This window comes from Candidatus Edwardsbacteria bacterium (assembly GCA_018821925.1).
Classification (GTDB): Bacteria; Edwardsbacteria; AC1; order AC1; family EtOH8; genus UBA2226.
In genome coordinates, this window is record JAHJLF010000043.1 from 25,030 (window position 1) to 51,154 (window position 26,125).

21 protein-coding genes are annotated in these 26,125 nt (G+C 50.8%); all 21 read left to right on the forward strand.

The window, feature by feature from the left end; genetic code table 11:
- Nucleotides 1-122: 122 nt before the first annotated feature.
- The 21 genes from KJ869_04530 (at nucleotide 123) to KJ869_04630 (ending at nucleotide 26,100) form a co-directional block, all read left to right on the forward strand.
- Nucleotides 123-1,004, forward strand: a complete 882-nt coding sequence (locus KJ869_04530) for a bstEII (protein MBU1576456.1) — start codon at nucleotides 123-125, stop codon at nucleotides 1,002-1,004.
- Nucleotides 1,005-1,008: 4 nt separating this feature from the next.
- The gene (locus KJ869_04535) at nucleotides 1,009-2,352 is read left to right on the forward strand and encodes a site-specific DNA-methyltransferase (GenBank protein MBU1576457.1); all 1,344 of its coding nucleotides are present in this window, start codon (nucleotides 1,009-1,011) and stop codon (nucleotides 2,350-2,352) included.
- 180 nt (nucleotides 2,353-2,532) lie between these two features.
- Nucleotides 2,533-5,343 (forward strand): N-6 DNA methylase, encoded by a 2,811-nt coding sequence (locus KJ869_04540; protein MBU1576458.1) that lies wholly within the window; start codon nucleotides 2,533-2,535, stop codon nucleotides 5,341-5,343.
- 99 nt (nucleotides 5,344-5,442) lie between these two features.
- Nucleotides 5,443-6,438: an adenylate/guanylate cyclase domain-containing protein gene (locus tag KJ869_04545; GenBank protein ID MBU1576459.1), complete on the forward strand. Its 996-nt coding sequence runs from the start codon at nucleotides 5,443-5,445 to the stop codon at nucleotides 6,436-6,438.
- Nucleotides 6,439-6,481: 43 nt separating this feature from the next.
- On the forward strand, nucleotides 6,482-7,294 hold the full coding sequence (locus KJ869_04550; GenBank protein MBU1576460.1) for a hypothetical protein: 813 nt from the start codon (nucleotides 6,482-6,484) through the stop codon (nucleotides 7,292-7,294).
- Between the two features lie 82 nt (nucleotides 7,295-7,376).
- Complete coding sequence (locus KJ869_04555) at nucleotides 7,377-7,562, forward strand: hypothetical protein (protein ID MBU1576461.1); 186 nt, start codon at nucleotides 7,377-7,379, stop codon at nucleotides 7,560-7,562.
- Nucleotides 7,555-9,276: a hypothetical protein gene (locus KJ869_04560; protein ID MBU1576462.1), complete on the forward strand. Its 1,722-nt coding sequence runs from the start codon at nucleotides 7,555-7,557 to the stop codon at nucleotides 9,274-9,276. Before KJ869_04555 ends, KJ869_04560 begins: the two co-directional genes overlap by 8 nt.
- Before the next feature lie 190 nt (nucleotides 9,277-9,466).
- On the forward strand, nucleotides 9,467-10,822 hold the full coding sequence (gene glmM, locus KJ869_04565) for a phosphoglucosamine mutase (GenBank protein ID MBU1576463.1): 1,356 nt from the start codon (nucleotides 9,467-9,469) through the stop codon (nucleotides 10,820-10,822).
- Between the two features lie 66 nt (nucleotides 10,823-10,888).
- Nucleotides 10,889-11,329, forward strand: a complete 441-nt coding sequence (locus KJ869_04570; protein ID MBU1576464.1) for a hypothetical protein — start codon at nucleotides 10,889-10,891, stop codon at nucleotides 11,327-11,329.
- A gap of 113 nt (nucleotides 11,330-11,442) precedes the next feature.
- Complete coding sequence (gene glmS / locus KJ869_04575) at nucleotides 11,443-13,275, forward strand: glutamine--fructose-6-phosphate transaminase (isomerizing) (GenBank protein ID MBU1576465.1); 1,833 nt, start codon at nucleotides 11,443-11,445, stop codon at nucleotides 13,273-13,275.
- A 39-nt stretch (nucleotides 13,276-13,314) separates the two neighbouring features.
- The gene (locus KJ869_04580) at nucleotides 13,315-16,200 is read left to right on the forward strand and encodes an AAA family ATPase (protein MBU1576466.1); all 2,886 of its coding nucleotides are present in this window, start codon (nucleotides 13,315-13,317) and stop codon (nucleotides 16,198-16,200) included.
- A gap of 139 nt (nucleotides 16,201-16,339) precedes the next feature.
- On the forward strand, nucleotides 16,340-17,422 hold the full coding sequence (hflX, locus tag KJ869_04585; protein MBU1576467.1) for a GTPase HflX: 1,083 nt from the start codon (nucleotides 16,340-16,342) through the stop codon (nucleotides 17,420-17,422).
- Between the two features lie 40 nt (nucleotides 17,423-17,462).
- Entirely contained in the window at nucleotides 17,463-18,692 is a 1,230-nt protein-coding gene (locus KJ869_04590) for an MFS transporter (protein ID MBU1576468.1), read from the forward strand.
- A 30-nt stretch (nucleotides 18,693-18,722) separates the two neighbouring features.
- A complete protein-coding gene (locus KJ869_04595) occupies nucleotides 18,723-19,592 on the forward strand; it encodes a DUF2520 domain-containing protein (protein ID MBU1576469.1) in 870 nt (289 codons plus the stop codon).
- Nucleotides 19,593-19,674: 82 nt separating this feature from the next.
- Nucleotides 19,675-20,616 (forward strand): PstS family phosphate ABC transporter substrate-binding protein, encoded by a 942-nt coding sequence (locus KJ869_04600; GenBank protein MBU1576470.1) that lies wholly within the window; start codon nucleotides 19,675-19,677, stop codon nucleotides 20,614-20,616.
- Between the two features lie 49 nt (nucleotides 20,617-20,665).
- The gene (locus KJ869_04605; protein ID MBU1576471.1) at nucleotides 20,666-22,168 is read left to right on the forward strand and encodes a tetratricopeptide repeat protein; all 1,503 of its coding nucleotides are present in this window, start codon (nucleotides 20,666-20,668) and stop codon (nucleotides 22,166-22,168) included.
- A gap of 118 nt (nucleotides 22,169-22,286) precedes the next feature.
- Nucleotides 22,287-23,108 (forward strand): MotA/TolQ/ExbB proton channel family protein, encoded by an 822-nt coding sequence (locus KJ869_04610; GenBank protein MBU1576472.1) that lies wholly within the window; start codon nucleotides 22,287-22,289, stop codon nucleotides 23,106-23,108.
- A 1-nt stretch (nucleotide 23,109) separates the two neighbouring features.
- Entirely contained in the window at nucleotides 23,110-23,883 is a 774-nt protein-coding gene (locus tag KJ869_04615; protein ID MBU1576473.1) for a biopolymer transporter ExbD, read from the forward strand.
- A gap of 4 nt (nucleotides 23,884-23,887) precedes the next feature.
- Nucleotides 23,888-24,586 carry a biopolymer transporter ExbD gene (locus tag KJ869_04620; GenBank protein MBU1576474.1) on the forward strand — a complete coding sequence of 233 codons (699 nt, stop codon included), beginning with the start codon at nucleotides 23,888-23,890 and terminating at the stop codon, nucleotides 24,584-24,586.
- 3 nt (nucleotides 24,587-24,589) lie between these two features.
- A complete protein-coding gene (locus KJ869_04625; GenBank protein MBU1576475.1) occupies nucleotides 24,590-25,399 on the forward strand; it encodes an energy transducer TonB in 810 nt (269 codons plus the stop codon).
- A gap of 71 nt (nucleotides 25,400-25,470) precedes the next feature.
- Nucleotides 25,471-26,100, forward strand: a complete 630-nt coding sequence (locus KJ869_04630) for a peptidylprolyl isomerase (protein MBU1576476.1) — start codon at nucleotides 25,471-25,473, stop codon at nucleotides 26,098-26,100.
- Nucleotides 26,101-26,125 lie beyond the last annotated feature (25 nt).

Sequence of the window (26,125 nt, forward strand, 5' to 3'; positions counted from 1 at the left end):
ATGTTGTTGCTTTCGTCATCCTGAGTATGACTATCTACCCAACAAGCCGAAGGATCTTTTTAACCACAAAGAACGCAGAGTCAACTAACAAAACGCAATCAATTTTTCTTAACTTTACTACAATGAAAAAAGTACTTACAAATACATTTTCCAACTATAAAAAAGACGCTTCCAACTGGATAACACTGGCTGGTGGCGAATATTACCCAGATATTTTAAAAGACGCTTGTCAGCTTTACAAACCTGTTTTAGTTTTATTCGGTCAACTTGTAAAATCTTCTGAATCATCTTCCCGACTTTTTCTTGAAATTGCCGATGTTGTCGAACCTTGGATGAGAGTTCAATTACTAAGAGTTTTCAAACGATATGTTTGCCCTGTTCTTCCTGTTGAAATGACAAAACGAAAAACAAAAGCAACAATGTTTGATAGAGAATTTAAAAGCAAATTCAGACCAATCAACGAAGTTCAAAGAGCATTTAACAGCCGACCAATTAAAGACGAAGCGCTTTGTGCCTTGCTTTGGGAATACAAGGACAGGGGTAAAAAGGGATACGATTTAACCGAAAGATTTTTCGAATTATTCCGCAGCAATTTCAGAGGGCTTCAAATTATTGGACCCGAACGGGCAGGCAGAGATATTTTGATGAAGGAAGTTTTTGAAAGCTATCCCAACCCAACACGACCTGTTGATTTTGTAATTAAGGATAAGAATAAAATTCTTGCAATAGGTTTGGCAAGATATGATTCAGACCGGGGCGGTGCACAAGAAGACGACAGAACCGGCGGATATTCAAATTGTGCAAACGAATTTCTTGGATTCGCCAAGAAAAATAAATTAAACACCAAATTAATTTTTGTAAACGATGGGCCAGGACTTTTGCTCGGTTCAATGTGGAATGACTATTCAGCTTTAGAAAAAAGCTGGAAAGGGAAAATAATGGTGTTGACTCTGAGAATGGTGGCTGAGAGAATCACCGAAGAATGGTTAAACTCAAAATTGTAACAAAATGGCAACAGGCAACCCAAAAACAAAATGGAATGGAGAGTTGCACACAAGCAACTCCAACAACGAACAGTTTTCATTTCGCCCTGTTTGGCAAAATGGAAATTCTGCAAACCGTTTGTATTTTGGCGACAATGTTTCAGTAATGAAGGATTTGGTGAAAGACAAAACGGTGAAAGGAGAAATCCGCCTCATATACATTGACCCGCCTTACGCTACCAACAGCGTTTTTCAAACACGAAAACAAAAAGACGCTTACACCGACCTGTTGACAGGTGAACACTATATTGAGTTTATGCGTGAACGATTGTTGCTGATGAAGGAATTATTGGCGACGGATGGTTCAATTTATGTTCATCTTGACAACAAAATGGTTTTCCATGTAAAAGTTTTGATGGACGAAATTTTTGGTGCTGCAAATTTTCGCAGCATGATTACAAGGAAAAAGTGCAAGTCAAAGAACTTTACAAAAAATTCCTTTGGAAATATTTGTGATTACATTTTGTTTTATACAAAATCCGCTAACGCAGTTTGGCACAAGCAATTTAATGAATGGACTGACGAGAAAATTCTGATCGAGTATCCGCTCATTGAGAAAGAAACTGGCAGACGGCACAAGCGAGTACCTATTCATGCCCCCGGAACAAGAAACGGAACTACAGGAAAGATGTGGAAAGGAATGATGCCGCCTGAAGGTAAACATTGGCAATTCACACCCGACAAGTTGGACGAGTTGGACCGAAAAGGTGAACTCCACTGGAGTAAAAATGGCAACCCAAGACGCAAAATTTATTTAGACGAAAGCAACGGAATCGCTTTGCAAGATATTTGGCTTGACTACTTAGATGCAAATAATCAAAACACTCAAACCACAGGTTATCCGACAGAAAAAAATATTGAGATGTTGAAACGAATCATTCTTGCTTCTTCAAATAAAGGAGATCTGGTTATGGACTGTTTTGCGGGTTCCGGAACAACTTTGGTTGCAGCAGACGAACTTCACCGTAACTGGATTGGCGTTGACATCGGCAGCGAATCAATGAAAGTAATTTTGAATCGTTTCCAAAATGGAACTCAAACTTTAGACGACCACATCAATGACGAGAAACCAAAAACCAAATCAAAGAAGATTGATTTGTTTTCTGACCAAGAGGAAGAAGAAAAGCTACCTCAACAATCAAAAAAAGTGCAGCAACATTTAGTAAGCGACTTTTCAATTTTAGTGAACGGAAATTATTCAGGGATAGAGTTTCAAGTGCCAACGCAGTTGAACTCACATTTTGCTCTGCCCAACGCAAAGGCAAACACCGCAAAGCAAAAAAAGCCTGCACTGAGCCCAGCACCTTGAATGGCTGTCGGAGTGAAGCAATCCCGGTTGTCATTCCCGCCCCGCATCAAGTGCGGGATAAACTCCGGCGGGAATCCAGGCTTAATGGGACACGGACGCCGTCGTCCAAAGCCGTCTTTTATAGTAGCAGACTATGGCGCCGGACGATTTACACGGATTATTTCAAAGCATTTATAAAAGATGACCAAACAGGAAGCCAAACAACAGATACAAAAGCTGGTTGAAAAGTACCAGCGGATAGCGGAAGCGGGGAAGGTGAAAACCTACAACGAGGCCCAAACCCGCAACGAATTTATTGAACCGCTGTTTAGCTTCTTGGGCTGGGACATGCGGAACCTGTCAACCGATAATGAGGTGACCACCGAGGAAAATGTCTCCGGCGGCAGGGTTGATTTGGCTTTCCGTTTCAATAATATTCCGGTGATGTTTCTGGAAGCCAAGGCCATGAAGGTTGACCTGGACGAGTGGAAATGGGCCGAGCAGGCCATAAACTACAGTTGGAATAAAAGCGTTACTTGGGCGGTGCTGACCGATTTTGAAAGCATCAAGGTATTCAACGCCGAAATACCGCCTAAAAGCATTTCGCAAAACCTGTTCATTGAATTAAAGTGCGCTGATTTTGTCGCCCGGTTTGACCAGTTGTGGCTGCTGTCCAAGGAAAGCTTTGAAACCAAACTGTTGGACAAGGAAGCGGTAAAGTGGGGCAAGCTTACCCAGCGCAAACAGGTGGGGGTAAAGCTTTTCGAGGACCTGATGTCCTGGCGCATCCTGCTGACCAAGGAGTTCAAAAAGCAGAACGACCTTAGTCAGGAGGAATTGGACGAGGGCGTTCAGAGGGTGCTTGACAGGCTTATCTTCATCCGCACCGCCGAGGATCGGGAAATAGAGCAAAACGTTCTGATGGGCATTTTGCGAAGCGGGAAAGCCGGGCTTTACCGCCAGTTGGCAAAAGAGTTCCGGGATTTTGACGATGGCTTTAATTCCAAGCTGTTCGCACCGCACTACTGCGAAGAATGGAAAGCAGATGATAAGGTCATCGCCGAGGTCATAAGCGGCATCTACGAAACAAGAGACGGCTACCGATACGATTTTTCGGCCATCTCCTCCGATGTGCTGGGCGGAATTTACGAGCAGTATCTGGGTTATGTCCAGGGACGGAAAAGCGAAGAGAAGCAGAAATCCCAAAGAAAAGCCCAGGGCATATATTATACGCCGAAGTATATCGTTGATTACATTGTAAAAGAGGCGCTGGGCGAGGCGCTGAAAAACGCCAAACCCAAGGACATTTCCAAAATAAAGGTGCTGGACCCGGCCTGCGGCTCCGGCTCGTTCTTGACTGCGGCTTATGATGAGATTCTGGGGAAGGTGGCGAACCCCAATTTGTTTACCAAATTTGATATTTTGAAAGACAATATCTACGGGGTTGACTTGGACGCCCAGGCGGTGGAGATAGCCCAACTGAATCTGTTGCTAAAGGTTTTAACCCAGAAGACCAAACTGCCATCGTTACAGCATAATTTAAGTTCTGGCAATTCGCTGATTTCCGAAGGCGACCCAAAATACAAGCCGTTCAATTTTGAAACCGAATTCAAAGAAGTATCTGCACATGGTGGTTTTGATGTAATCATCGGTAACCCGCCATATATTAAGGAATATACAAACCGATCAGCTTTTGACGCCGTGCATGACAATCCTTATTACCAAGGTAAAATGGATATTTGGACACTCTTTGCCTGTCGCGCTATAGATTTGCTAAAAGACGGCGGCTATTTCAGCTTCATTGCACCTAATAATTGGCTCACTAACGCCGGTGCGCGTATTTTTAGAAACAAGATTTTAACAGAAGGGCAGATTACAAAATTCATAGATTTTGGCGATTTTAAGGTTTTCAAAGATGCCGGTATACAAACGATGATTTTTGTGTTTCAGAAAGGGAAGCCAAAGAAAAGGTATCAGACATGTTATGCAAAAATTGTAGACAAAAATATTGGAGAAGGCGCAGTTAATTTATTGTTGCAGTCAAACCTTAAAGCAGGCAATAGTGGAATTACAAAATTTAACGCGACGATTAACCCAAGGCAACTTATAGATAAAAATATCGTATTTTCTAACCAGACAAATGACGAAATATTGAATAAAATTGAAGCCAAGAAAAACTTTGAGCTTACTGAGAAAGAAGTGGCGCAGGGCATTGTTTATCCGCAAGATTTTTTAAATAAAGCTAATCAAATCAAGTTGGGGGCTAATTTTATTGTCGGTGAAGGGATTTTTGGGTTAACAAACAAAGAAAAAGAAAATCTACATCTGACAAAAGAAGAGAAAAGTTTAATCAGACCGTATTTCACTACTGAACAGTTAGGCAGATATTATTCTAACCCCCAAAATACTCTTTGGCTTATTTATACGGATTCAAAGTTCAAAAACCCCCATGAAATGAAGCCATATCCAAACATAAAGGCTCACCTGGATAAGTTCAAAGGTGTAATTACATCAGACAACAAACCTTATGGCCTGCACAGATCCCGAGACGAGAAATTTTTTGTGGGGGTGAAAATCATAGTGCAAAGGAAATGCACCAACAGACCAATTTTTACTTATACTGATTTTGATTGTTATGTTTCGGCCACTTTTTATGTCATAAAAACTATAAGATTAAACCAAATATATTTAACAGGCTTACTTAATTCAAGCTTGATGAAATACTGGCTTAAAAATAAAGGCAAAATGCAGGGAAGCAATTATCAAATTGATAAAGAGCCATTGTTGAATTTGCCGTTAATAAAACCCGACGAAAAGGCCCAAGAAAAAATCGCCTTAAGTGTTGATAAGATAATGAAACTGTATCAAGATTATCGTAAAACTTCGGCGAATACTGATAAATGGCATGCACTCAAAAATGATATAGAAAAACTTGATCACGAAATTGACCATGCGGTTTATAAACTTTATGGCTTAACCGATGAAGAAATTAAAGCAATTGAAGGACAATAAAACCAAGGTGCGGGTTATACGCACCTTTCAGCCAAAACTAAAATATACGCAATTTGTAAATTCAATAGTTAGCCGCAACGCCACGACTAATGTGACCATATGATGACGAATGATCCAATAGGTTCTGTTGAGTATGCCAGCAGTCTTCTGAGGCCCATTCGGCTCTCTTTTGATATTCTTTTTGATGACGACACGATTCATTATTGTCTATTTGATCTTCCTATGGCTGAACAACCTTGGTATGGTTATCATCAGTCCAAGTTATACGGTTCCGGGATGCTTCCCCTTTCAGATGTCGCAGGCAAAGAGAACGCCACACCAGAGGCTGTGGCTGAGGCGCTATGCCGAGAAATCGGAATCACCAAGTCTTTCACAATTGGCAATGTTCGAAGAAACTACGTCGATCTTCACATACCAGAATTTGTTAGACGTAGTCTCATCCGTCCAAATCATCCCGTCGAATCTCCATCCGCTCAACGTGCAAGAGCGTACATCCTGTTCGCAGACCTCCGTGGATTTTCTACGTGGTCGCTTTCAGTTAATCCCGAACAGGTTACGCGGATCTTCGAGGTAATTTCTGAACGTGTCGTCCAAATGCTCATTGACTATCACTATGATTACTGGAAGTTGCTTGGCGATGGCATTATGTTGGTTTGGGAAGTAACCGATGATGAAACAACCACGGCTGATAATGCCATTGGAGCAGCTTTCGAGTTGCACAAGAAGTACTGGTACTATTGGAAAGAAGATGAGGCTCACCTGCCAGAAGGTTTCGGCATAGCAATCTGTGGTGGAGATGTCGTCAAATACGCATCAGCGACCTTTTTCGAGTCAGTAGTAATCACGGACTATCTCGGACCCGTTGTGAACCTTGCCGCGAGGCTTCAATCTATAGCGAAAGCTGGTCAAGTTCTGGTCAACAAACAAGTGAGCAAGAAATCAAGGTTTAACGGGTACTCTTTTGAAAACGTATCTGACCGTCTGAAAAATGAACTTGATAACTTAAAGGGGATTCCAGATTCGGAACGAGTCATTTTTCAAGTTATTCATAAGTACTTTGGCCCAGATTGGCTGAACTTCTGCCATACACGATAACGTGGCGCTGCGGCCAACACACCGCACCACGACGCACCCCCATTTGAAATGGATTAAAGTGGACGCCCAATGGTTTTTGGTGCGGTTTGATAAGCGCAGTGTGTCGGAGCTATTTTTTGTAGCACCAAAACCCACTGCGTGGTGTGGTGAGACGTTGGGCAAGGCTAAAATAAACCAACACTTAACAAAAGGAGTTAATAAAATGAAAAAGTGCTTCTTAGCCACAATCATTTTTCTTTTGCCTTTAGTGCTTCACGCCGATACATTATTTCTATCAAATGGGAAGTCTTACGAGGGTACGGTAACTAAATGGGATGCAGGTAAAATTAGTTTTGTTATGAAAGACGCGCCGCTATCTTCAGCCTGGGAAGTGCCATCTGAAAGGATCGATAAAATTGTTATTGATGACGGTGCCACGTATTTGCCTTTTAATAAGTATTGGTTGAACCAAAACGACACAATTTATGCCGCCAAACTTAAAGAAGTATTATCGAGACCATCTGACAATATTACTGCGGAAGATTTAAAATTGCTCGCGTTATTGAAATGCTATCGCGGTGCGGAGGTGGTAAATATTTCTTCTGCTCAAACTACTCACCCCGCCGAAATAAAGACGATAACCTCTATTCCGTCTTCAATAAAAAAAGACAAAGCGCCTTATGTGTTTGTAAGCGCCGTTTCTTTAATCCTTGCTTATGATTTCTTTTCGGATGCGGGCGATCTTAGAGATGGAGCTAATTCTTTGCCGGATGGGGAAGATAAAGATAGATTAACCTCGGAAGCGACTGGCCATACTGTGCGTGGGGTTCTTACGCTTGCTATAGGTATCTTATCTTTTATTGTTGCCCAACAGTAGTATAATTGCAAACGCGGCCCCACTAAACAAAACAAAATCATTTAACTTCAGGAAATATATCGTGTCTTCTCACGATAAATTGATGATCAGCGTGGCCGGGATCCGGGGCGTGGTCGGAACCAGCCTGACCCCCGAGCTGGCCCTGAAATTCGCCGCGGCCTTCGGCACCTTCGTCGGAGGCGGCCCGGTGGCGCTGGCGCGCGATTCCCGCACCGCAAACCCGCCGCCCGTTAGGCGCAATTGCACCCGGACGAATGTAAATGAATAAAAATACCCTCACAAAATACCCACGCATAGTCAACCTTCTCATGGGAACAGCATTTATTTTTTTAGTGGCAACTATCGCCCATTTTCTTTTTTCACATCTTGGTTTCAATCCCACCGACGACGGTTTCATTTTAGCGGGAAGCAGGCGAATATTAGACGGTCAAATCCCTCATCGTGACTTTATATCAATTCGTCCTGCGGGTTCCCATTTTCTTCACATACCATTTGTTCTCTTTGGGGGCGATTATGTCTTTCTGGTCTCTCGATATTTTGTATGGATTCAATTTGCTTCTATCGCGTGGATATGGACTGTTGTTACAGCCCGGGCCTTTAAAATTTTCTCCAATTGGGTGGAGAAGTTCGCTATTGCGCTGGTTGTGTTCTCTTTCTCGGCCCATTATTCCCCTATCATGGCATGGCACACTATTGATGCTTTATTTCTGACTTCGGTAGGCATAATATTATGTCATAAGCAATCCTGGTTGGCGAAACTGTTTGGTTACATATTTATAGGTATGGCACCGTTGTGTAGACTGAACTTTTTACCAATGATTCCCGTGGTGATCTTGCTCTTAAACGACCGGCGACAAAAGCGTTTTTGGCTTACAGGAAGCATTCCACTGGCAGTTTACGCGGTTTATTTGGTAATCAATGGAGCGGCATCGGATGCGATTCTGCAATTAAGCGCCTATACAAATGTATTATCTGTGGGTGTAATGAGCTATGTGAAAACCTGGACTGTACCGTGGGGAATATTGACCGGCGCCTTGGCAGCAAGTATGGCATACAATGCTCTCGATTTTAAGCGCCTATCAAATACCGCCACTTGGCTAAGACTGCTTGGGCGTTTGATATTGTTTGGAATCCCTTTGGCAGCAGCTTGGTCTTTAGCCGGCGGAAGATATCTTTGGGGAGCATCTTTTGGTATTTTCGGCGCTGTTGTTGGAGCAACAATATATTTTATCGCTAAAGAGCAGAAACTATCACGGCATATAAGATGTGGATTGCTAATTATTTGCCTTGCTTGGTGCACATCCATCTCCTTAGGATATCCCACCCCTGCTTTGGCCACAGGTCCCTTGATTCTATTTCTAATAGCATGCGGGCAGTCCTCTTATCGGGTACCAAGTGGAGACAAAGTTTCCGGCAAATCTAAATGTTCGCTCATTTATCGGTTTCTTCACCCCGAAGGTTTGCGAAAGCTCGTCAATGTTCAAGTAATTTTATTAGCAATAATAAGCCTGGCGGCGTTTGGGATAGCGAGAGAAAATTATATCTACAGAGAACAGTCGGCATCCAACCTAAACCAAAATCTGGATGGCGTGCTCCCGGGAGCGAGGCTGATCAAAACGAACGGCAACACTTATAACTTTCTTATAGACTTGAAAGATGCCAAGGATATAGCGAAGAGCGAAGGGAAAAATTATTGTATCATCCCGGATGTGGCTGCTAATTGGGTAAGAAGTTCACAATGTAATCCATTATCTATTGACTGGCCACAAAGTACGGAATTGGGGAAGCAAGAATTGACAGACCGCGTCATAAGGGACATGGAAGCATATCGGGGAAGAACCATTATCATTGTACAAAAGTATGAAGCTTATTCATTGGCTTCAGGTTTTATTCCGCTATCCGATTCATATATAGTTGTTCACTTCGTACGGTCAAATTTTAGTAAGACAGGGGAAACCAAGTTTTTTGAATTGTATGAATAGATTCATACCTATGCTTTATTTAGAGTCTGTAACTTCATATAACGCGGACTATAAGGCTGCGCTACTTCTCGCCTTCGCCCAAATCCCTCGCTCCGTTCGGGACTACGTATGTCCGCAAACGTTAGTTGCCTTTAAAAACACAACTACACAAACAAAGAAATCATAATCATTTAACTTAAGGTAATATATTTTGTCTTCTCACGATAAATTGATGATCAGCGTGGCCGGGATCCGGGGGGTGGTGGGAACCAGCCTGACCCCCGAGCTGGCCCTGAAATTCGCCGCGGCCTTCGGCACCTTCGTCGGTGCCGGACCAGTGGTGCTGGGGCGCGACTCCCGCCTGTCCGGCCCGGTGATGGAAATGACGGTGGAGGCCGGTCTGCGCTCGGTGGGATGCGAGGTCATCAAGATCGGCATCGTTCCCACCCCCACCGTCCAGCTGATGACCAGACTTTTAAAAGCCAGGGGGGGCATCGCCATCACCGCCAGCCATAACCCCTCCCAGTGGAACGCCCTGAAATTCGTCTCCGGCCAGGGGTTGTTTTTAGATAAAGGCCAGGGCGAAAAGGTCATTGCCATTTTCCATTCCGGCAAATTTGCCTATAAAAAATATGACCGGCTGGGGGGGGGCGGAGAATATCCCAACGCCATCAGTGATCATGTGGCCAGAATACTTAAATTGTCATTTCTGGATATTCCGGCCATCAGAAGAAAAAAGTTCAAGGTAGTAGTGGACACCTGCCACGGGGCCGGCGGGCCGATATTCAGCCGGCTGCTTAAAGAATTGGGCTGCCGGGTCATCTCCTTGCACAACGAAACAAATGGAAAGTTCTCGCGGCCCATCGAGCCGCAGGCCAAGAATCTGGGCGAACTGGAGAAGGCTGTCATCGCTCACCGGGCCGATATCGGCTTTGCCACCGACGCCGATGTGGACCGGCTGTCCCTGGTCTCCGATAAGGGCAAAGCGATAGGCGAGGAATATTCCCTGGCCCTGGCCGCCCGGTTCATGTTCTTGCATTTTAAAACCAAGGCCGTCACCAATCTCTCCACCAGCCGGATGGTAGACGAGGTGGCCGGCCAATTTAAAACCAGCGTCATCCGCACCCCGGTGGGCGAGGCCAACGTGGTCGGCGCCATGAAAAAGCACCGGGCTCTTATCGGCGGCGAGGGCAACGGTGGGATAATCATCCCCGAACTCAACTACGCCCGGGATGCCGCTGCCGGGATAGCCTTGATATTGCAGATGTTGACCGAAGAGAATCTTCCATTATCACAGATCGCCGAGAAAATGCCCAGATATCACATGATCAAAACCACCTTGACGATAAAGGATCCCAAAAGGTTTCTGGTCAAGACGACTAAAATATTCTCCAACTGCAAAACAGATAAAAGGGACGGCCTTAAATATATCTGGCCTGATGCCTGGGTACATATCAGGGCTTCCGGCACCGAGCCGATTGTGCGGGTGATCGCCGAAGCGCGGGAAGAGAAGAAGGCCAGAAAACTGGTGAATGATGTAACCCGGTTAATTAAAATTGACACTTAGGGTCTTTTGCTTCCCGGAAGTTATCTTTCTATATCAATCAGCAATTCTAAATAAGGGAGTACTTAAATGAGGGTATTGAAGATCGCTGTATTTTTTATCGCAGCCTTTTTGATAGTTTCCTGTGGGCCCAAGAGCGAAAAGAAGCAAACTCCGACCAAACAGCAGGTCGTTAAGGAAGCCCCGCTGCCCGATGGCTATCCAGCCGAGCTGGCTATTCCCGAAGGTTTTACCGCCAAAAATATCTCGGTGGGGAATGGGACTTCCTCAGGCGGCGGTCAGGGGGTAAGAACTTACGCCACCTATCGGATCGAAAAGTTGATGGCCGGGGAAAAAACCGCATTGGTGGAGCATTATAAAAAGATCCTGGCCGAAAACAACTGGAAGGGTGAAATGAAGACCCCGGAAGCGGGTTATGGATACGGCACTTTTGCCAAGGACAATATGGAGCTGGAACTGAAAATGAACGACGTGATGTTCGCTTTCAATCTTAAGGTATATAAAAATTAGGCGCCACCGGACACCATCGGAGCATCAAGACGTTGTTATCATTAATTTTCTTGCTGCTTCTGAAACGGGGCATTATCCCATCATCTAAAATCTGTTAACTATTATCTGACGTTATGTGCGGAATAGTAGGCTATATCGGGGCCAAAAATTGCGTCCCCATTATCATGGAGGGCCTGAAGCGCCTGGAATACCGGGGCTACGATTCGGCCGGGCTGGCCTTGATCAAAGATGGGAAACTGGTCATCGAGAAAAGGGCCGGCAAGGTGGCCGATCTGGCCGCGATGATCGAAGGGAAGAAGCTTTCCGCCTCTTTGGGGATAGGGCACACCCGTTGGGCCACCCACGGCGAGCCGGATGACCTGAATGCCCATCCCCACTGGGACTGCAAGGGCGAGATAGCCATCATCCATAACGGCATCATCGAGAACTATTCCACTTTAAAGAAAAAGCTGATCCAGGACAGCCATCAGATAAGAACCGCCACCGACACCGAGATACTGGCCCACCTGATCGAGGAGATGTATAAAAAGACCCAGGACCTGTTCTCCGCAGTCAGATACGCCCTGCTGGAGGTGGAGGGCACCTTCGGGCTTCTGGTGATATCGCCCCTGGAACCCGACAAGATCATCGCCGCCCGCCGCGGAAGCCCGCTGGTGATCGGGGTGGGGGAGGGTGAGAACCTGATAGCCTCCGACGCCGCCGCCCTGGTGGAGCACACCCGGCAGGTGGTCTATCTGAACGACGACGAGATGGCCTGCATCACGGCCGATTCATTCTATACCAAGACCATCCATGACCAGGAGGTGGTCAAGCAGATAGAGGAGGTCACCTTCTCCCTGGAGCAGATAGAACGGGGCGGCTATGAGCATTTTATGCTCAAGGAGATAAACGAACAGCCGACCTCCCTGGAGAACGCCATGAGGGGCCGCCTGATGGTCAAAGAGGGCGACGTCCGGCTGGGCGGCCTGCATACGGTAATGGACAAACTTTTAAATGCCCGGCGGATAATCATCACCTCCTGCGGCACCTCCTGGCATGCCGCCCTGGTGGGCAAGTATATGCTGGAACAGCTGGGCCGCATCCCGGTGGATGTGGATTACGCTTCGGAGTTCCGATTTCGTAATCCGGTCATCCGGCCGGATGATGTGGTGATGGTCATCAGCCAAAGCGGCGAGACCGCCGACACCCTGGCGGCCCTGCGGGAGGCCAAATCCAGAGGGGCCCCGGTGCTGGGGATCGTCAACGTGGTGGGCAGCACCATCGCCCGGGAGACCGACGCCGGGGTCTATATCCACGCCGGGCCGGAGATCGGGGTGGCCTCCACCAAGGCTTTCACCTCGCAGATCGCGGTGCTGGGCCAGATAGCCATCCTGTTGGCCAAGAACCGGGGCCTGCCGCAAAAGACCCTGGCCAAGATCGCCAGGGACCTGGCCGACATCCCCGACAAAGTCCGCCAGGTGCTTTTATTAGACGACCAGATCAAGAAAATAGCCCAAGAGTTTAAAAACGCCGAGAATTTTCTGTACCTGGGACGGGGCAGCAATTTCCCCACCGCCCTGGAGGGGGCCCTTAAATTGAAAGAGATCTCCTACATCCATGCCGAGGGCTATCCGGCCGCCGAGATGAAGCACGGGCCAATCGCCCTGATAGACAAGAACATGCCGGTGGTCTTCATCGTGCCCAAAGACGCCCTGTACGACAAGGTGGTCAGCAATATCCAGGAGGTGCGGGCCCGCAAGGGCCGGGTGATCGCTATCGCCAATATCGACGATGATGAGATAGATAGCCTGGCCGAGTTCGTGATAAAGGTCCCCAGGACCTACAGCTATTTCGGCCCCATCATCAATAGCATCCCCCTGCAATTGCTGGCCTATCATATCGCCTTGCTTCGGGGCTGCAATGTGGACCAGCCTCGAAATTTGGCCAAAAGCGTGACCGTGGAATAATTTTAAAAGATAGAAAACCAAAAATTTAGTGGGGTAGATATGAACGTCAAGAAAAAAACTTACAGCCGTTATCTGGGGGAGGAGACCTCTGCCAAACTTATTGAAGGAAATCTTTCCCAAAACGATAAGGAACAGGCATTGCGCCGTCTGGCTGAGCTGACCAGGGTCTTTTCGTCCTATCTGCCGGGTGGTATCAGGAGGCATGCTCAAAAGCTTCATTCCGGGGCCAAGGTGGAACAGGCCCTGCTGCTGGCCGATGTCACCGGCTTCACGGTGCTGTCCGAGCGGCTGTCCCGCATCGGCCGGGAGGGGGCCGAGGAGGTCACCGGCATCATCAACAGCTATTTTGCCCCGCTGATAAAGATCGTCCACAACTACGGCGGCGACGTTGTCTACTTCGGCGGCGACGCTTTCAGCGCCGGCTTCGAGACGGTGGAGGGCGAGCCCTCGCCCAGCCATCTCCGGGCTTTGCAGGCAGCTTATGAGATGCAGGAGCTGGTCAAGAATTTTACCGAGATCAAGACCTCGGCCGGGGCCTTCCCCATCAGCCTGCATCTGGCCCTGCATCTCGGCCCCACCGAGATCTTTAGCGTAGGCCGGAAAGAGACCGACCTGGAATATTTCATGGCCGGACGGGTCACCAACTATGCCTCCCAGCTGGAGGACCTATCCTCCGGAGCAGAGCTATTGATCAGCCGGGAGCTTTATAATAAAGCCAAGGGTAAGATAACGGCAGAGCCGGCCCAGAGCGATACTTATAAGCTTGTCAAAGTGAACGAAAAGGTTGGCCATTTAGCAGAGGGCGGCCAGGAGGAGGCAGAGGATATCGAGCGGTCCATCGAACATCTGGAGGCGATCCGTCCTTATTTCTCAAGCTGGCTGTCACAAAGGATCATGGCCGATCCCAAGTCCGGAGGCGTTGCCGGGGAGCATCGCCGGGTGACCATGCTGTTCCTGAATGTCTGGGGGATGGATTTCGACGATGATCAACATGCCGTTTCCAAGGCCCAGAATTATTTTTCGGTCCTGCAGGAGGTGGTTGAGAGATATGGCGGGATAGTAAACAAGGTGGATTTCAGCCCCCAGGGCCACAAGGTGCTGATCCTGTTCGGGGCTCATATCGCCCACGAGAATGACGAGGAGCGGGCCCTGTTGTGCGCTCTGGAGATGCTGGGCCGCGAGGAGTTCGGTTATGGCGGGGTCAAACAGAGGTTCGGGGTCAACGGCGGTTATGTCTACGCCGGGACGGTCGGCTCGGCCCTGCGCCGCGAGTTCACCGTGATGGGCGACGAGGTCAACCTGGCGGCCCGCCTGATGTCATCGGCCGGCGAACAGGAGCTGCTGGCCACCGCCGCCATCCAGAGGAAGAACTCCGGAAAATTCGGATTCAAAAGCCTGGGCGAGAAGGAATTCAAGGGCAAGAAACACCCCATCACCATATATCAGGTGAGCAAAAAAGATGAATCCGGCGATGATGTTTTTGCCAAGTGGATGACGGAATCCAAAGCCATGGTGGGCCGCCAGAAGGAAAAGGAATTGTTGAACAGCGCCGTGGAGAAAGGCATCTCCGGGCAGGGCCAGATAATTTCGGTGGTGGGCGAGGCCGGCATCGGAAAATCCAGGCTGTCCCGGGAGCTGATCCAGAACTGGGCCGAACGGGGATATTCCTTTTTCGTGGGCAACTGCCAGTCCTACGGCGCGGCCATCTCCTACCTGCCCTGGGCCGATTTACTGAAGACCTATTTGGGCATCAAGGAGGCCGATTCCATGGAGGCGAAAACATCCCGGATCCACAAAATGCTGGAGATCATCGACCCGGTCCTCAAGGATTGGTCCCCGATCATCGGCGAGGTGGTGGGAGTGTCCATGCCGGAGAGCGAGCTGACCAAGTCGCTGGACGCCAAACTCAGACAGCAGAGATTATTCGATCTGGTGCTGGACATCTTCAGTTGGGGGGCGGCCCAGGAGCCGCTGCTGCTGATCATCGAAGATCTGCACTGGGCCGACGGAGCCTCCCTGGGACTGCTGAACTACGTAGCCCGTAATATCGGCGACAAACCCATAGTGTTGTGTATGGTCTATCGGCCAATCGAGGCCAAGCACGAATTCGCCGGCAAGGAATATCACAGCCAGATGACCCTTAAAGAGCTGAGCCAGGAGGAGAGCCTGGAACTGGTGAAGACCATGCTGAACATCGAAGGGATGCCGCCGGAGCTGGAGCAGCTGATCCTGAAGAAGTCCCAGGGCAACCCCTTTTTCGTGGAGGAAGTGGTCAAGTCGCTGATCGAGCAGAAGGTGGTCGCCGAGAAGGACGGCCAGTGGCAGGTGGTGACCACCGACATAGCCAAGATCAACATACCCGACACCGTTCAGGGGGTGATCATGAGCCGTATCGACCGCCTGCCGATCGAGACCCGGGAGGTGCTGCAGATATCCTCGGTGATCGGGCGCGAGTTCGACTATCATATTTTGCAGGCCATCTACCCAAAAAAAATAGAGATCAATCCCCACCTCAACAGTCTGAGGGGCCTGGACCTGGTGCTTACCGAGCAGGAGGGCAATTATTACTTCAAGCACATCATGACCCAGGAGGTGGCTTACGACAGCCTGTCGTTCAGCCGCCGCCGGGAGCTGCACAACAACATCGGCGATCACCTGGAGCTCAGCAACGAGAGCAAGATAGAAGAGGTGCTGGAGCTGCTGTCGCACCATTATTTCCATGCCCAGAACTGGGAGCCGGCCTTCTTCTATTCGGTGGAGGCCGGGGACAAGGCCAAGAAGGCCTATGCCAACCAGGAGGCCCTGGCCCATTACGATCGGGCGCTGGAGGTGTTCGACAAGATGGTGGAGGCCGGGATGCTGCCCGAGCTGACCCGCCGCATCCAGGAGGAGCTGAAGCAAAAGGAAGTGGAGTCGGCCAAATAGATTCGACAAAAACACCAATATCCCAGGGCCTCTGATTATCGGCATGCCACAAATCATTTGTGATAATAATCACTTCCGCCGAACGGAGGCCCATTTATTAATCGGTGAACCTGGCAAATCATATTATGGGACATAAATAATGAGACAAAAAGCCATACTGGTCGGCACCATGCTGGACCGGGGCAGTATTTTCGAGGAAGAGGAATCATTGAAGGAGCTGGCTCGTCTGGCCGATACCGCCGGGGCTACGGTGATCGACCACATAGTGCAAAGGCGGGCCCGTCCCGACGCCACCTATTTCATCGGCAAGGGCAAGGTAGAGGAGCTGGCGCTGGCCGTGGCGGACAGCCGGGCCGATCTGGTGATCTTCGACCACAGCCTGACCCCCAGCCAGGCCTCCAATATCCAGGCCCAGCTGGACTGCCGGGTGGTGGACCGGGCGGAGCTGATCATGGATATTTTTGCCAGGCATGCCAGGAGCGCCGAGTCCAAGATCCAGGTGGAGCTGGCCCAGTTGCAATATCGTTTCTCCCGTTTGGTGGGGGCCGGCCTGGAGATGACCGATCCCGGCGCCGGCATAGGGACCAGGGGGCCGGGAGAGAAACAGCTGGAGCTGGACCGGCGAAAGATCAGGCACAGGATAGCGCGGCTCAAGCAGGAGCTTAAAAAGGTTGAACAGCAGAGAAGGACCCAGCGAAAATCCCGGGCCGACATATTCAAGATATCCCTGGTGGGATACACCAATGCCGGCAAATCCACCCTGATGAACCTGCTGTCAAAGGCCAGGGTCAAAGTGGAGGACCGGCTGTTCGCCACCCTGGATGCCACCACCCGGGCGGTAGTGCTGGCCTCGGGGGAAAAATTTCTGCTGACCGATACGGTGGGCTTCATCCGGCGGCTGCCCCATCAGCTGGTGGCCTCGTTCAAGGCCACCCTAGAGGAGGTCAACCAGGCCGACCTGGTGCTGCAGGTGGTGGATAGCCCCCATCCCCTCTATCTTAAGGAGATCGCCGCGGTGGAGGAGGTGCTGAAAGAGATAAAGGCCGACCGTCCGGAGCTGTTGGTGTTCAACAAGACGGATCTACTGGATCCGGACACCCTGGATGGCCTGCGGAGAAATTATCCCGGGGCAGCTTTCATCTCCGCCTTGACCGGGGAGGGCCGCCGGGAGCTGGAGGCCCTGATACGGCAAAGAATGGAACCTCAAAGATCTGCGGAATAAATTTTGCCTTGGGCGGGTATATACAGATGAAGGTCTTAAGATGACGATTGTCGGGTTCTTGGTCAATTATTTTAAACTGGCCGGACGTTTCTCCCGGAATGCCAAGCTGTATCTGCTGTCCACCTTTCTGATCTCCGTCGGTTTCTCCTTCTACGGGGTCCTGTTCAATCTCTATCTGACCGAGGGGGGGTTGCAGGAGGGGATCATCGGCAGCATTCTTTCCTTAAGCGGGCTGGCTCTGGTCATTACCGCCCTTCCGGCCGGGATTCTTTCCGACCGGCTGGGCCGGAAAAAGGCCATGATCATCGGCACCCTGGCCGGGGCCCTGCTGTCGATCTTCAGGGCTTTGACAGTGAACGGCCCCGGCCTTCTATCCCTGAGTTTTTTGGGAGGGATCGCCTCGACGCTCTATGTTCTGTCTGCCGCGCCCTTCATGATGGAGAACAGCCGCCCGGAGGAGCGGACCCATCTCTTCTCCGCCTCATTTGCCGTGATGCTGATGGCCGGGATTGCCGGCAACCTGGCGGCCGGCGAGCTCCCCGGTTTGGTGATGAATATTTTTGGCATCAGTATTTTCACGGCCTATCGTTTCGCTCTGCTATTGGGCTCCGGCATATTTCTTACGGCCCTGTGGCCGCTCTTTAAAATATCCGAAACCCCAAAGGTTCCGGATGAATCTAATTTGATCAGCCTTAAGCGCTTAGTGCAGGGGTTCAAGGCCGCCGCCGGATTTGTCTGGTGCAATTTATGGATCGGGTTGGGGGCGGGGCTGGTGATACCGTTCTTCAACCTGTATTTTGCCAAAAGGTTCGGCGCTTCCAGCAGCCAGATCGGTCTTTATTTTTCGGTGTCCCAGATATTCACTTTGGCGGCGGTGCTGGTGGGCCCGGCCCTGGCCAAACGTTTCGGCAAAGTCAAAACCGTGGTAGCCATGGAACTGCTGTCGCTGCCGTTTCTGATAAGCCTGGGGGCCGAGAAGGTTCTGTACATCGCTGTGCTGTCCTTCTGGATGAGGGCCAGCCTGATGCAGATGTCCTCGCCCATCTCCTCTGCCTTTATGATGGAGGTCGTCCCGGATGGCGCCCGGGCCACGGTCAACAGCATAGCCACCATGGCCTGGACCCTGTCCTGGACATTCTCCACCGCCTTTTCGGGATGGGCCATGCAGCACTACGGTTATGCCATGCCATATTACCTGACCGCAGGATGTTATGCTGTCTCGGCGATATCATTCTACCTGCTGTACAACAGAAAAGAGCGGAGGCGGTAGCGCCTCAATACAATAATACGGGAAGAGATCATGGATAAACCAAGCATAGCAATAATCGGAAACGGCAAGCTGGGAAGCACGCTGGCCTTGGCTCTATCGCAAAAAGGTTATCGAATAAGCGGCCTGTCCGACAGCGATCCGGCCAGGCTGGAGGAAACGGCCCGGGCGGTAAAATCGGCCGCATCCGACGGCGATCCCTCGGCGGCGACCCAGGGGGCGGAGGTCGTGATTCTGGCGGTCCCCGATGACAACATAAAGGCCGTCTCCGATCGGCTGGCCTCCCGGCAGGCCCTGGCCAAGGGGCAGATCCTCTGCCACTGCTCGGGCTTCCTTTCGTCATCGGCCCTGGTGGCCAACAAGATGCTGGGGGCCTCCATCGCCTCGATGCATCCCCTGGCCAGTTTCCCCCGATGCTTGATCCCTTGGGATCGCTTCAAGGGCATCTATTTCGGAGTGGAAGGAGATGCCGTAGCCTTGGCAAGGCTGAGACCCCTGATAGAATCGTTAGATTGTTTTCCAGTGGATATACTGGCCTCTCGAAAGAATCTATATCATCTCTCCAGCGTGATGGCTTCGAACTATTTGCTGGCCCTGCTTTATGCCGCGGGCCAGATGATGGGGGCCGCCGTGGCCGAGAAGGAAAAAACCGAAGCTATGCTCCATGCCCTGGCCGGGACGGTGATGGATAATCTGGTTGAAAACGGGCTGGAAAATTCGCTAAGCGGGCCCATCGAGCGGGGCGATGTCCAAACGGTGTCCGGCCATCTGGAGACCCTGAAAAAGGATTTTCCCCAGGAAACGGAGTTATACAAGGCCTTGGGAAAATTGATGCTCCGGATATCAAAGCAACGAAATCCTCAAGGGAGGGAATGGGATGAGCTGGGAAAATCGCTGGATTAGCCAAAGATTATTGAATATTTTTAAGATTTTCTCTTGACTTTACATATATATCAATTTATAATTAACTTTCTGAATAATTAAAATGGAATATTTCATAAAATCGTGGCTTTACATCGGGCTGGCCTTGCTGCCGCTATTTGGCTGCGGCCCCCAAAACAGCGGTTCCGAAGAGTCCCAGACCGCCGGAAGGATAGTGGTCAAGGGAGAGGACGTGGCCATCAGAATGATCAGGCGCGAATCCCAGTCTTTTATGGCCCTGTATTCCAAGTCGGCTATAGCGGTTGATGAAGGCGGCTCCAAGGCGGCGATCGCGGATCTCAACGAAGGCCGGATCAGGATCGCAGTGATGAACCGCCCCATAACCAGCGCCGAGGATTCGATAATCAAAGCCAACGGCGGCCTGGCCAAAGAATACAAGATAGCCTACGACGGGCTGGCGGTGATAGTCAATTCCAAAAATAAGATACAGCGGCTGGATTTTGAACAATTGTCAGGAATTTTCTCCGGAAAGATCACCAGCTGGCGCCGGTTGGGCGGCAACATCGAAAACCTGGTCCCAGTGATCCCCGGACCCAATATGGGCCATTACGAATATTTTCAGCAGCTGGTCTTGAACGGCGGGGAATATGCCGCCAAAACATATCCCTGCACCACCACCGCCCAGATAGTCGAGCTGGTAAAGACCCACCCCAGTGCGATAGGCCTGGTCTCCATGGGCGCCCTTTATCGGAACTGGGACGTGTGGCCGCCCATTAAAGAAACCGGCCTAAAAGCGCTTGAAATAGCCCAGGTCAAGGAGAGCGGATATTTTTACCCCAATCAAAAGACGGTCTATGAAGGGAACTACCCCTTAAGCCACCCCCTGTATATGTATGTCAATGATGTTTTGGAGAATACCTATTCCCAGGGAATGTCCAGCCTGGCCCACGGATTCATCACCTATATATCTTCGGCCGAGGGGCAGAAGATAGCGGCCCAGCAGGGATATGTGCCGGCCACCATGCCGGTGACCATTAAGAAATAAGAGCACCAACTCAGCTACATTTATAAATATCGCGGGGAGATAGTCTGCTATGAAATTATTAAAGATCACCGATTTCGTTCTGATAGCTTTGGCGCTGTGCCTCATCGGCTGCGCCACCACCTCTCAGGCGGGAAAGCCCAAGGCCGAGGATCTCCTGCAGCAGGGAATCACAGCAGATGACCAGGGCGATTTCGACCAAGCCATCGACCTCTACCGCCAGGCCATTCAGCGGAAGTCCAAACTCAAAGAAGCCCACTACCGCCTGGGACAGATCTATGTTGAACGGAAGATGTTCGATGAGGCCATCGTCGAGTTCGAAACGGCCCGGGACCTGAAATACCCCCAGGCGGTGACCGAGCTGGCCGTTACCTACCATAAGGCCGGGAAGCTGGACGAGGCCGAGGCCCTGATCAAGGAACTGCTTATCAAGAAGCCCAACGACGTGGACCTCAAATACCGGCTGGGCAAGGTCTATCTGGATAAGGGGCAGCTGAACGAGGCCGGGGAGGTCTTTCGCCAGGTGCTACAGATGGATCCCAATAATGCCAGTGCCCATAACGGTCTGGCCAATCTCTATTTCCGCCAGCGAAACTATAACCAAGCCATGTCCGAATATCTGCTGGCCATCAAGCTCAACCCCGATTTCACCGATGTCAATCTGGACTTGGGTAGTGCCTACTTCCAAAGCGGTAAATATGCCGAGGCTGCCAGATATTTCAAAAAATACACCGAGCTGTCGCCCAAGGATGCTGCCGGCCATTATATGCTGGCCAAGGCTTATCAGATGCAGAAGGACTCCGCTTTGATCGGGCCGGCCATCATCGAGGCCAAAAAGGTCACCAAGATGGATCCCGAGAACGACGGGGTCTGGTATCTTTTGGGCTCCCTGCAGTATGATGTGAAGAATTATATCGAATCGGCCCAGGCCTTCAGTAAATCCCTGGAGCTGTCGCCGATGGATCCCACCCGCTGGTACGAGGCCGCCAGGGTCTATATCCGGGCAGGCAGTGCCTATTCGGCCAATAGGGATACGGCAAATTCCAAGCTGATGTTCGATGCGGCCATCAATGCCTATCAAAAACGGATGGAGCTGGACCCCTCCAAGGTGGAGGACACTTATTACGATATGGCTAATGCTTACTACTATGCCGGATATTACGATGAGGCCATACTGTGGTACCAGAAACGCATCGAAAAGAATCCGGCCACCGCCTTCGGCGCTTTGATGAACATGGGCTACAGTTATTCATTGAAGGGCCAGGCCAGCAAGGCTCCCAAAGCCGAGACCAGATCCATTTACGAAAAGGCCATCGATACCTTCTTGAAGGCCAAAGCCTTGAAGATGGGCAAGAATATAAAACCCGTCAAGGAGGCAGTTCCGGCCATGGAAGCCCTGTCCCAGCATTATCTGTATATTTTCACCAAGTTCAACGAGAAGGCCTTTAAGACCAAAGCCTCGGCCGAGGCCAAGGCTTTGCTTACGCTCGATCCGGGCAACAAGATCGCCAAGGAGGTGTTGGAGTCTCTGAAACCCAAGATAGAGGTCTGGTAAGGATCATAGCCCTCAATATCAGGACCCATTTATTAGAAAACAAAAAATATTAACAGGCTCCCCGGCAGATCGGGAGTCAAATAAAAAACAACATATTTACAGGAGGTAGTTTAAAGCAATGTTGAATGGATTAATGGATGCTTCCTTGATCGTCAAGATTCTGATCATGGGAGTGGCGCCGGCGGTGTTAGCGGCTGTGTTGGGCATTGCCCTGGCCCGCACCAAAAAAATTGCCCTGGTTACCCTGATGCTATATGTCATCGGTTTGGCAGTTTCAGCAATCATCTTCAAGACCCTGCCCAAATACATCCAGGACGGCGGGCCGGTGGTGATCATACTGACTTTCCTGATGATCCTTCTGTTCACCTACGTCATCGAGCGCAGCCTGACCATCGGCCGGGCCCGGGGGGCCAAGAACCTGGCGGCTTTTATGGAGGAGTTCCGCGAGCTGCTGAGGGCCGGCAACGTTACCGGAGCCATCGCCGCCTGCAACGCCCAGAGAGGCTCCACCGCCAACGTCCTGCGGGCCGGACTGGAAAAATACCTGGCCCTGCAGAACGAGAACATATCGGCCGATAAAAAGAGCGCCGAGCTGTTAAGAGCCATTGAAGAGGCCAATATGCTGGAGACCCCGCTGTTGGAACGCAACCTGATAATGCTGACCACCATCGCCTCCATCGGGACCATGGTGGGCCTGCTGGGCACTACCATCGGCATGATCCGCGCCTTCCAGGCCATGGCCCACGCCGGCGCCCCGGATGCTTCCCAGCTGGCTCGCGGCATATCCGAGGCCCTGATCAACACCGCCGGCGGATTGCTTAACGGCATCGGCGGAATCGTGGCCAACAACTATTTCATGAATAAGGTGTCCCTGTTCCAGTTCGGCACCGACGAGGCCATTTACGAGATGCAACAACTATTGACGATAGGAGAGAAATAAGATGTCAGCAAAGATGAAACGTCGGGCCAGGATAGTTCTGGATATGACCCCGATGGTTGACATCGCCTTTCTGCTGGTCATCTTCTTCATGTCCACTTATCATGCCCGGCCGCCGGTAACGGTGGCGGTCATGCTGCCCGATTCGCGTTCGCCCATAAAGGTTCCCGAGGCCAATGTCATGGTGATCAATGTGCTGGCTCCGGAGCAGGCCGCGGACCTGGCCGACAGCATCGGGCCGACCAACCTGCTGACCCTGATCGCCAACATCAAGGAGGCCACGGCCGACCCCAACGTGACCGTGGCGGCCATGAGGGGCATGGGCGGGACTCTGCTTCCCTCGGCTTCGGAGGAATTGCTTAAAGAGGTGGCCTCCGCTCCCGGCAAGCCCTTGACCAGGGGCCGGTCGTCAGAGCTGGCCATCCGCGAGGTGCAGAGGAAGGACAATTTCATCAACAAGTGGGCCAAACAGGAGATCGTCTCTTTGACCCCGGAGCAGTATACCGCCAGGGTTGACAGCATGGTGATATGGTATGCCACCGGCAAGGATGCGGCCCAGCCGCTGCCCTTGGGAAACATGGCCATGACCGTGGTCGAGGAGCGCATGCGAAACCCCAAACTGATGATGGTCCTTATGGTGGACAAGAATTGCCTGTCGGGAAAGATGCTTGATTTGACGGGCATCCTGCAGAAAAAAGATGTCAACATGTTAAGATTCAGCTTGGTTACCAACCTTAAAGCTGATGCCAAACCGGTGTTTGGCGAAGAAGGGAGGTGATGGCATGGGCGCAGTAGATATGGGGCCCCAAGATGGCGGCAAGAAAAAAGGCGGCTTGCGTAAACGCAAAGGCAGACCCGGCATAGTGCTGGACATGACCCCGATGGTGGATATCGGCTTCCTGCTGGTGATTTTCTTCATGACCACCACCCGGTTCCAGGAACCCCAGGCCATCGAAATAACTTTGCCTCCGGAAACAGAGCCCGGCACCGAAAAACCGGTGGCCCAATCCAATGTTCTGACCATGAACATCATGAAGGACGGCACCATTTTGCAGAACATGGGCTTTGACGTCCCGACGCCGGTGGCGGTGGAGTCCCTGGACTCCCTGATGCTGAACAGCAAGCTGGATAATATCAAAAAGATGCCGGCCCATATCGATGGCCGTAATCAGGCCTATTACGAGTCGGGTCCGGATTTTCTGGACAAATACGACAAATTCATGGCCGATAACAAGGGCAAGCGGATCCCCAAGGAGATCCGCGACAGCCTGGATATGGTCAGGGACGAGAAGATCTGCCGGTTGACGATGCTGGTGCAGGTGAACCGGGAGAGCAGCTATGATAAAGTGGTGGCGGTAATGGATGCCATCCAGCAGAACCAGATCGCCCGTTTTGCCATTGTGGAGCAGACCGAGGAGCACCTGAAAGCCATCGAGGAAGCCAAGAAAAAGGCTGCCTCCGGGAAAGGAGGGAAGAAATAAAAAATGAACAGTAATATCAATATTTTCTTTCCGGTGGCCGGCACCCTGGTGGGGCTGATCGTAGCCTGGTTAGTGATGGCCATACAGACCAGGGAATACTCTTCAATCGGCTTCGGCGTCAAACAATCAAAAGTATTGATTCCCCTGCACCTTAAAAAGGGCCTGCTGATATCGCTTACTTCCATGCTGCTGGTGGTGCTGGGAGGGCTCTCCTACTTTGCGGTCAACGCATATATTGAAGCCCACCGGCCGATACCGGATGCCCCGATGGTCAGGATCACCTACAGCCAGTTGGGCGCGCCGCCCTCCTTAAGCAGTTCTACCGTGGAGCAGGTACAGGTTGCATCGGCGGTAGCGGCCGCTCCGACCATGGGCGTCCCCAAGCCGGTGGCCGACGATAAAGCGGTGGATGAAGCCGCCTATACCCAGTCCGAGCTGGGAGCCATGTCGGCCGGATTGGCAACGGCCGAGGGAGCCTCCGGCACCAGCAACCTTCAGATGGAGGATGTCCCTGACAGGCAGGCTTATGTGGCCGTTGATAAACTGCCCGAAATCGTGAAAGCCGGCAGCTCGGTCTACCCGGATATCGTCAAAAAAGCCGGCATCGAAGGAAAGGTATATCTGCAGCTTCTGATCGACTTCGACGGACACGTTAAAATGGTGGTGGTGGCCAAAAGTTCCGGAAATGTGTCTTTGGATGAAGCAGCCGTGGCAGCCGGGAAACAATGTATCTTCACTCCGGCCGTGGCTCCGGGCGGCAAACCGGTCCGGGTCTGGGTGATGTGGCCGGTTACCTTTAAGATCAACCAGTAAGCACCAGTTTACCATATTGCCCCGAACTGAAATTTTGGTTCGGGGCATCTTAATATTAAACGGAGGATATTATGAAAAAAATATTGACTATGATCGTAGGCCTTTCGCTGGTAGCCCTTATCTCCTGCAAGAAAGAAGAAGTGGAGAATCTGCAGAGCCAGGTTCCGGCCGAATCCCAGGCCCAGCCCGATGTCAAGAAGATAATGGAAAAGCCGGTGGTGGTGCTGGATACCGATCTCGGCCAGATAGAGATAGAGCTGTTTCCCAAGGACGCCCCCCAGACCGTTCTGAATTTTGTCAGTCGGACCCTGGCCAAATCATTTGACGGGACCACCTTCCACCGGCTGGTGCCGGGCTTTGTGATCCAGGGGGGAGACCCCCTGTCCAAGGACAGCGATCCTGATAACGACGGCTACGGCGGGGAGCAGATGGGGGCCGAGCCGCGCAAGAAATCCAACCTTCGCGGGACCATCTCCATGGCCTCCTCCTCGCGCGCCCAGCCGATAGACTCCCAGTCCGACGCTCAGTTCTTCATCAACTTAGACGATAAATGCGCCCGGCTGGATCAGATGGGCTTCATCCCCTTCGGCAAGGTGGTCAAGGGCATGGAGGTGGTTGACCTCATTGCCAAACAACCCCGCGACATGCGTGATCGGCCGACCAAGAATGTCACCATCAAGAGCATCAGCATAAAACAGTAGCTGGATCTAAAAGAACGGGGGCCGA

What these genes read in the sequence shown, in the direction of transcription:
- KJ869_04530 (MBU1576456.1), top strand. Translation starts at nt 123, where the DNA reads ATGAAAAAAGTACTTACAAATACATTTTCCAACTATAAAAAAGACGCT.
- KJ869_04535 (MBU1576457.1), top strand. Translation starts at nt 1,009, where the DNA reads ATGGCAACAGGCAACCCAAAAACAAAATGGAATGGAGAGTTGCACACA.
- KJ869_04540 (MBU1576458.1), top strand. Translation starts at nt 2,533, where the DNA reads ATGACCAAACAGGAAGCCAAACAACAGATACAAAAGCTGGTTGAAAAG.
- KJ869_04545 (MBU1576459.1), top strand. Translation starts at nt 5,443, where the DNA reads ATGATGACGAATGATCCAATAGGTTCTGTTGAGTATGCCAGCAGTCTT.
- KJ869_04555 (MBU1576461.1), top strand. Translation starts at nt 7,377, where the DNA reads ATGATCAGCGTGGCCGGGATCCGGGGCGTGGTCGGAACCAGCCTGACC.
- KJ869_04560 (MBU1576462.1), top strand. Translation starts at nt 7,555, where the DNA reads ATGAATAAAAATACCCTCACAAAATACCCACGCATAGTCAACCTTCTC.
- KJ869_04570 (MBU1576464.1), top strand. Translation starts at nt 10,889, where the DNA reads ATGAGGGTATTGAAGATCGCTGTATTTTTTATCGCAGCCTTTTTGATA.
- glmS (MBU1576465.1), top strand. Translation starts at nt 11,443, where the DNA reads ATGTGCGGAATAGTAGGCTATATCGGGGCCAAAAATTGCGTCCCCATT.
- KJ869_04580 (MBU1576466.1), top strand. Translation starts at nt 13,315, where the DNA reads ATGAACGTCAAGAAAAAAACTTACAGCCGTTATCTGGGGGAGGAGACC.
- hflX (MBU1576467.1), top strand. Translation starts at nt 16,340, where the DNA reads ATGAGACAAAAAGCCATACTGGTCGGCACCATGCTGGACCGGGGCAGT.
- KJ869_04590 (MBU1576468.1), top strand. Translation starts at nt 17,463, where the DNA reads ATGACGATTGTCGGGTTCTTGGTCAATTATTTTAAACTGGCCGGACGT.
- KJ869_04595 (MBU1576469.1), top strand. Translation starts at nt 18,723, where the DNA reads ATGGATAAACCAAGCATAGCAATAATCGGAAACGGCAAGCTGGGAAGC.
- KJ869_04600 (MBU1576470.1), top strand. Translation starts at nt 19,675, where the DNA reads ATGGAATATTTCATAAAATCGTGGCTTTACATCGGGCTGGCCTTGCTG.
- KJ869_04605 (MBU1576471.1), top strand. Translation starts at nt 20,666, where the DNA reads ATGAAATTATTAAAGATCACCGATTTCGTTCTGATAGCTTTGGCGCTG.
- KJ869_04610 (MBU1576472.1), top strand. Translation starts at nt 22,287, where the DNA reads ATGTTGAATGGATTAATGGATGCTTCCTTGATCGTCAAGATTCTGATC.
- KJ869_04615 (MBU1576473.1), top strand. Translation starts at nt 23,110, where the DNA reads ATGTCAGCAAAGATGAAACGTCGGGCCAGGATAGTTCTGGATATGACC.
- KJ869_04620 (MBU1576474.1), top strand. Translation starts at nt 23,888, where the DNA reads ATGGGCGCAGTAGATATGGGGCCCCAAGATGGCGGCAAGAAAAAAGGC.
- KJ869_04625 (MBU1576475.1), top strand. Translation starts at nt 24,590, where the DNA reads ATGAACAGTAATATCAATATTTTCTTTCCGGTGGCCGGCACCCTGGTG.
- KJ869_04630 (MBU1576476.1), top strand. Translation starts at nt 25,471, where the DNA reads ATGAAAAAAATATTGACTATGATCGTAGGCCTTTCGCTGGTAGCCCTT.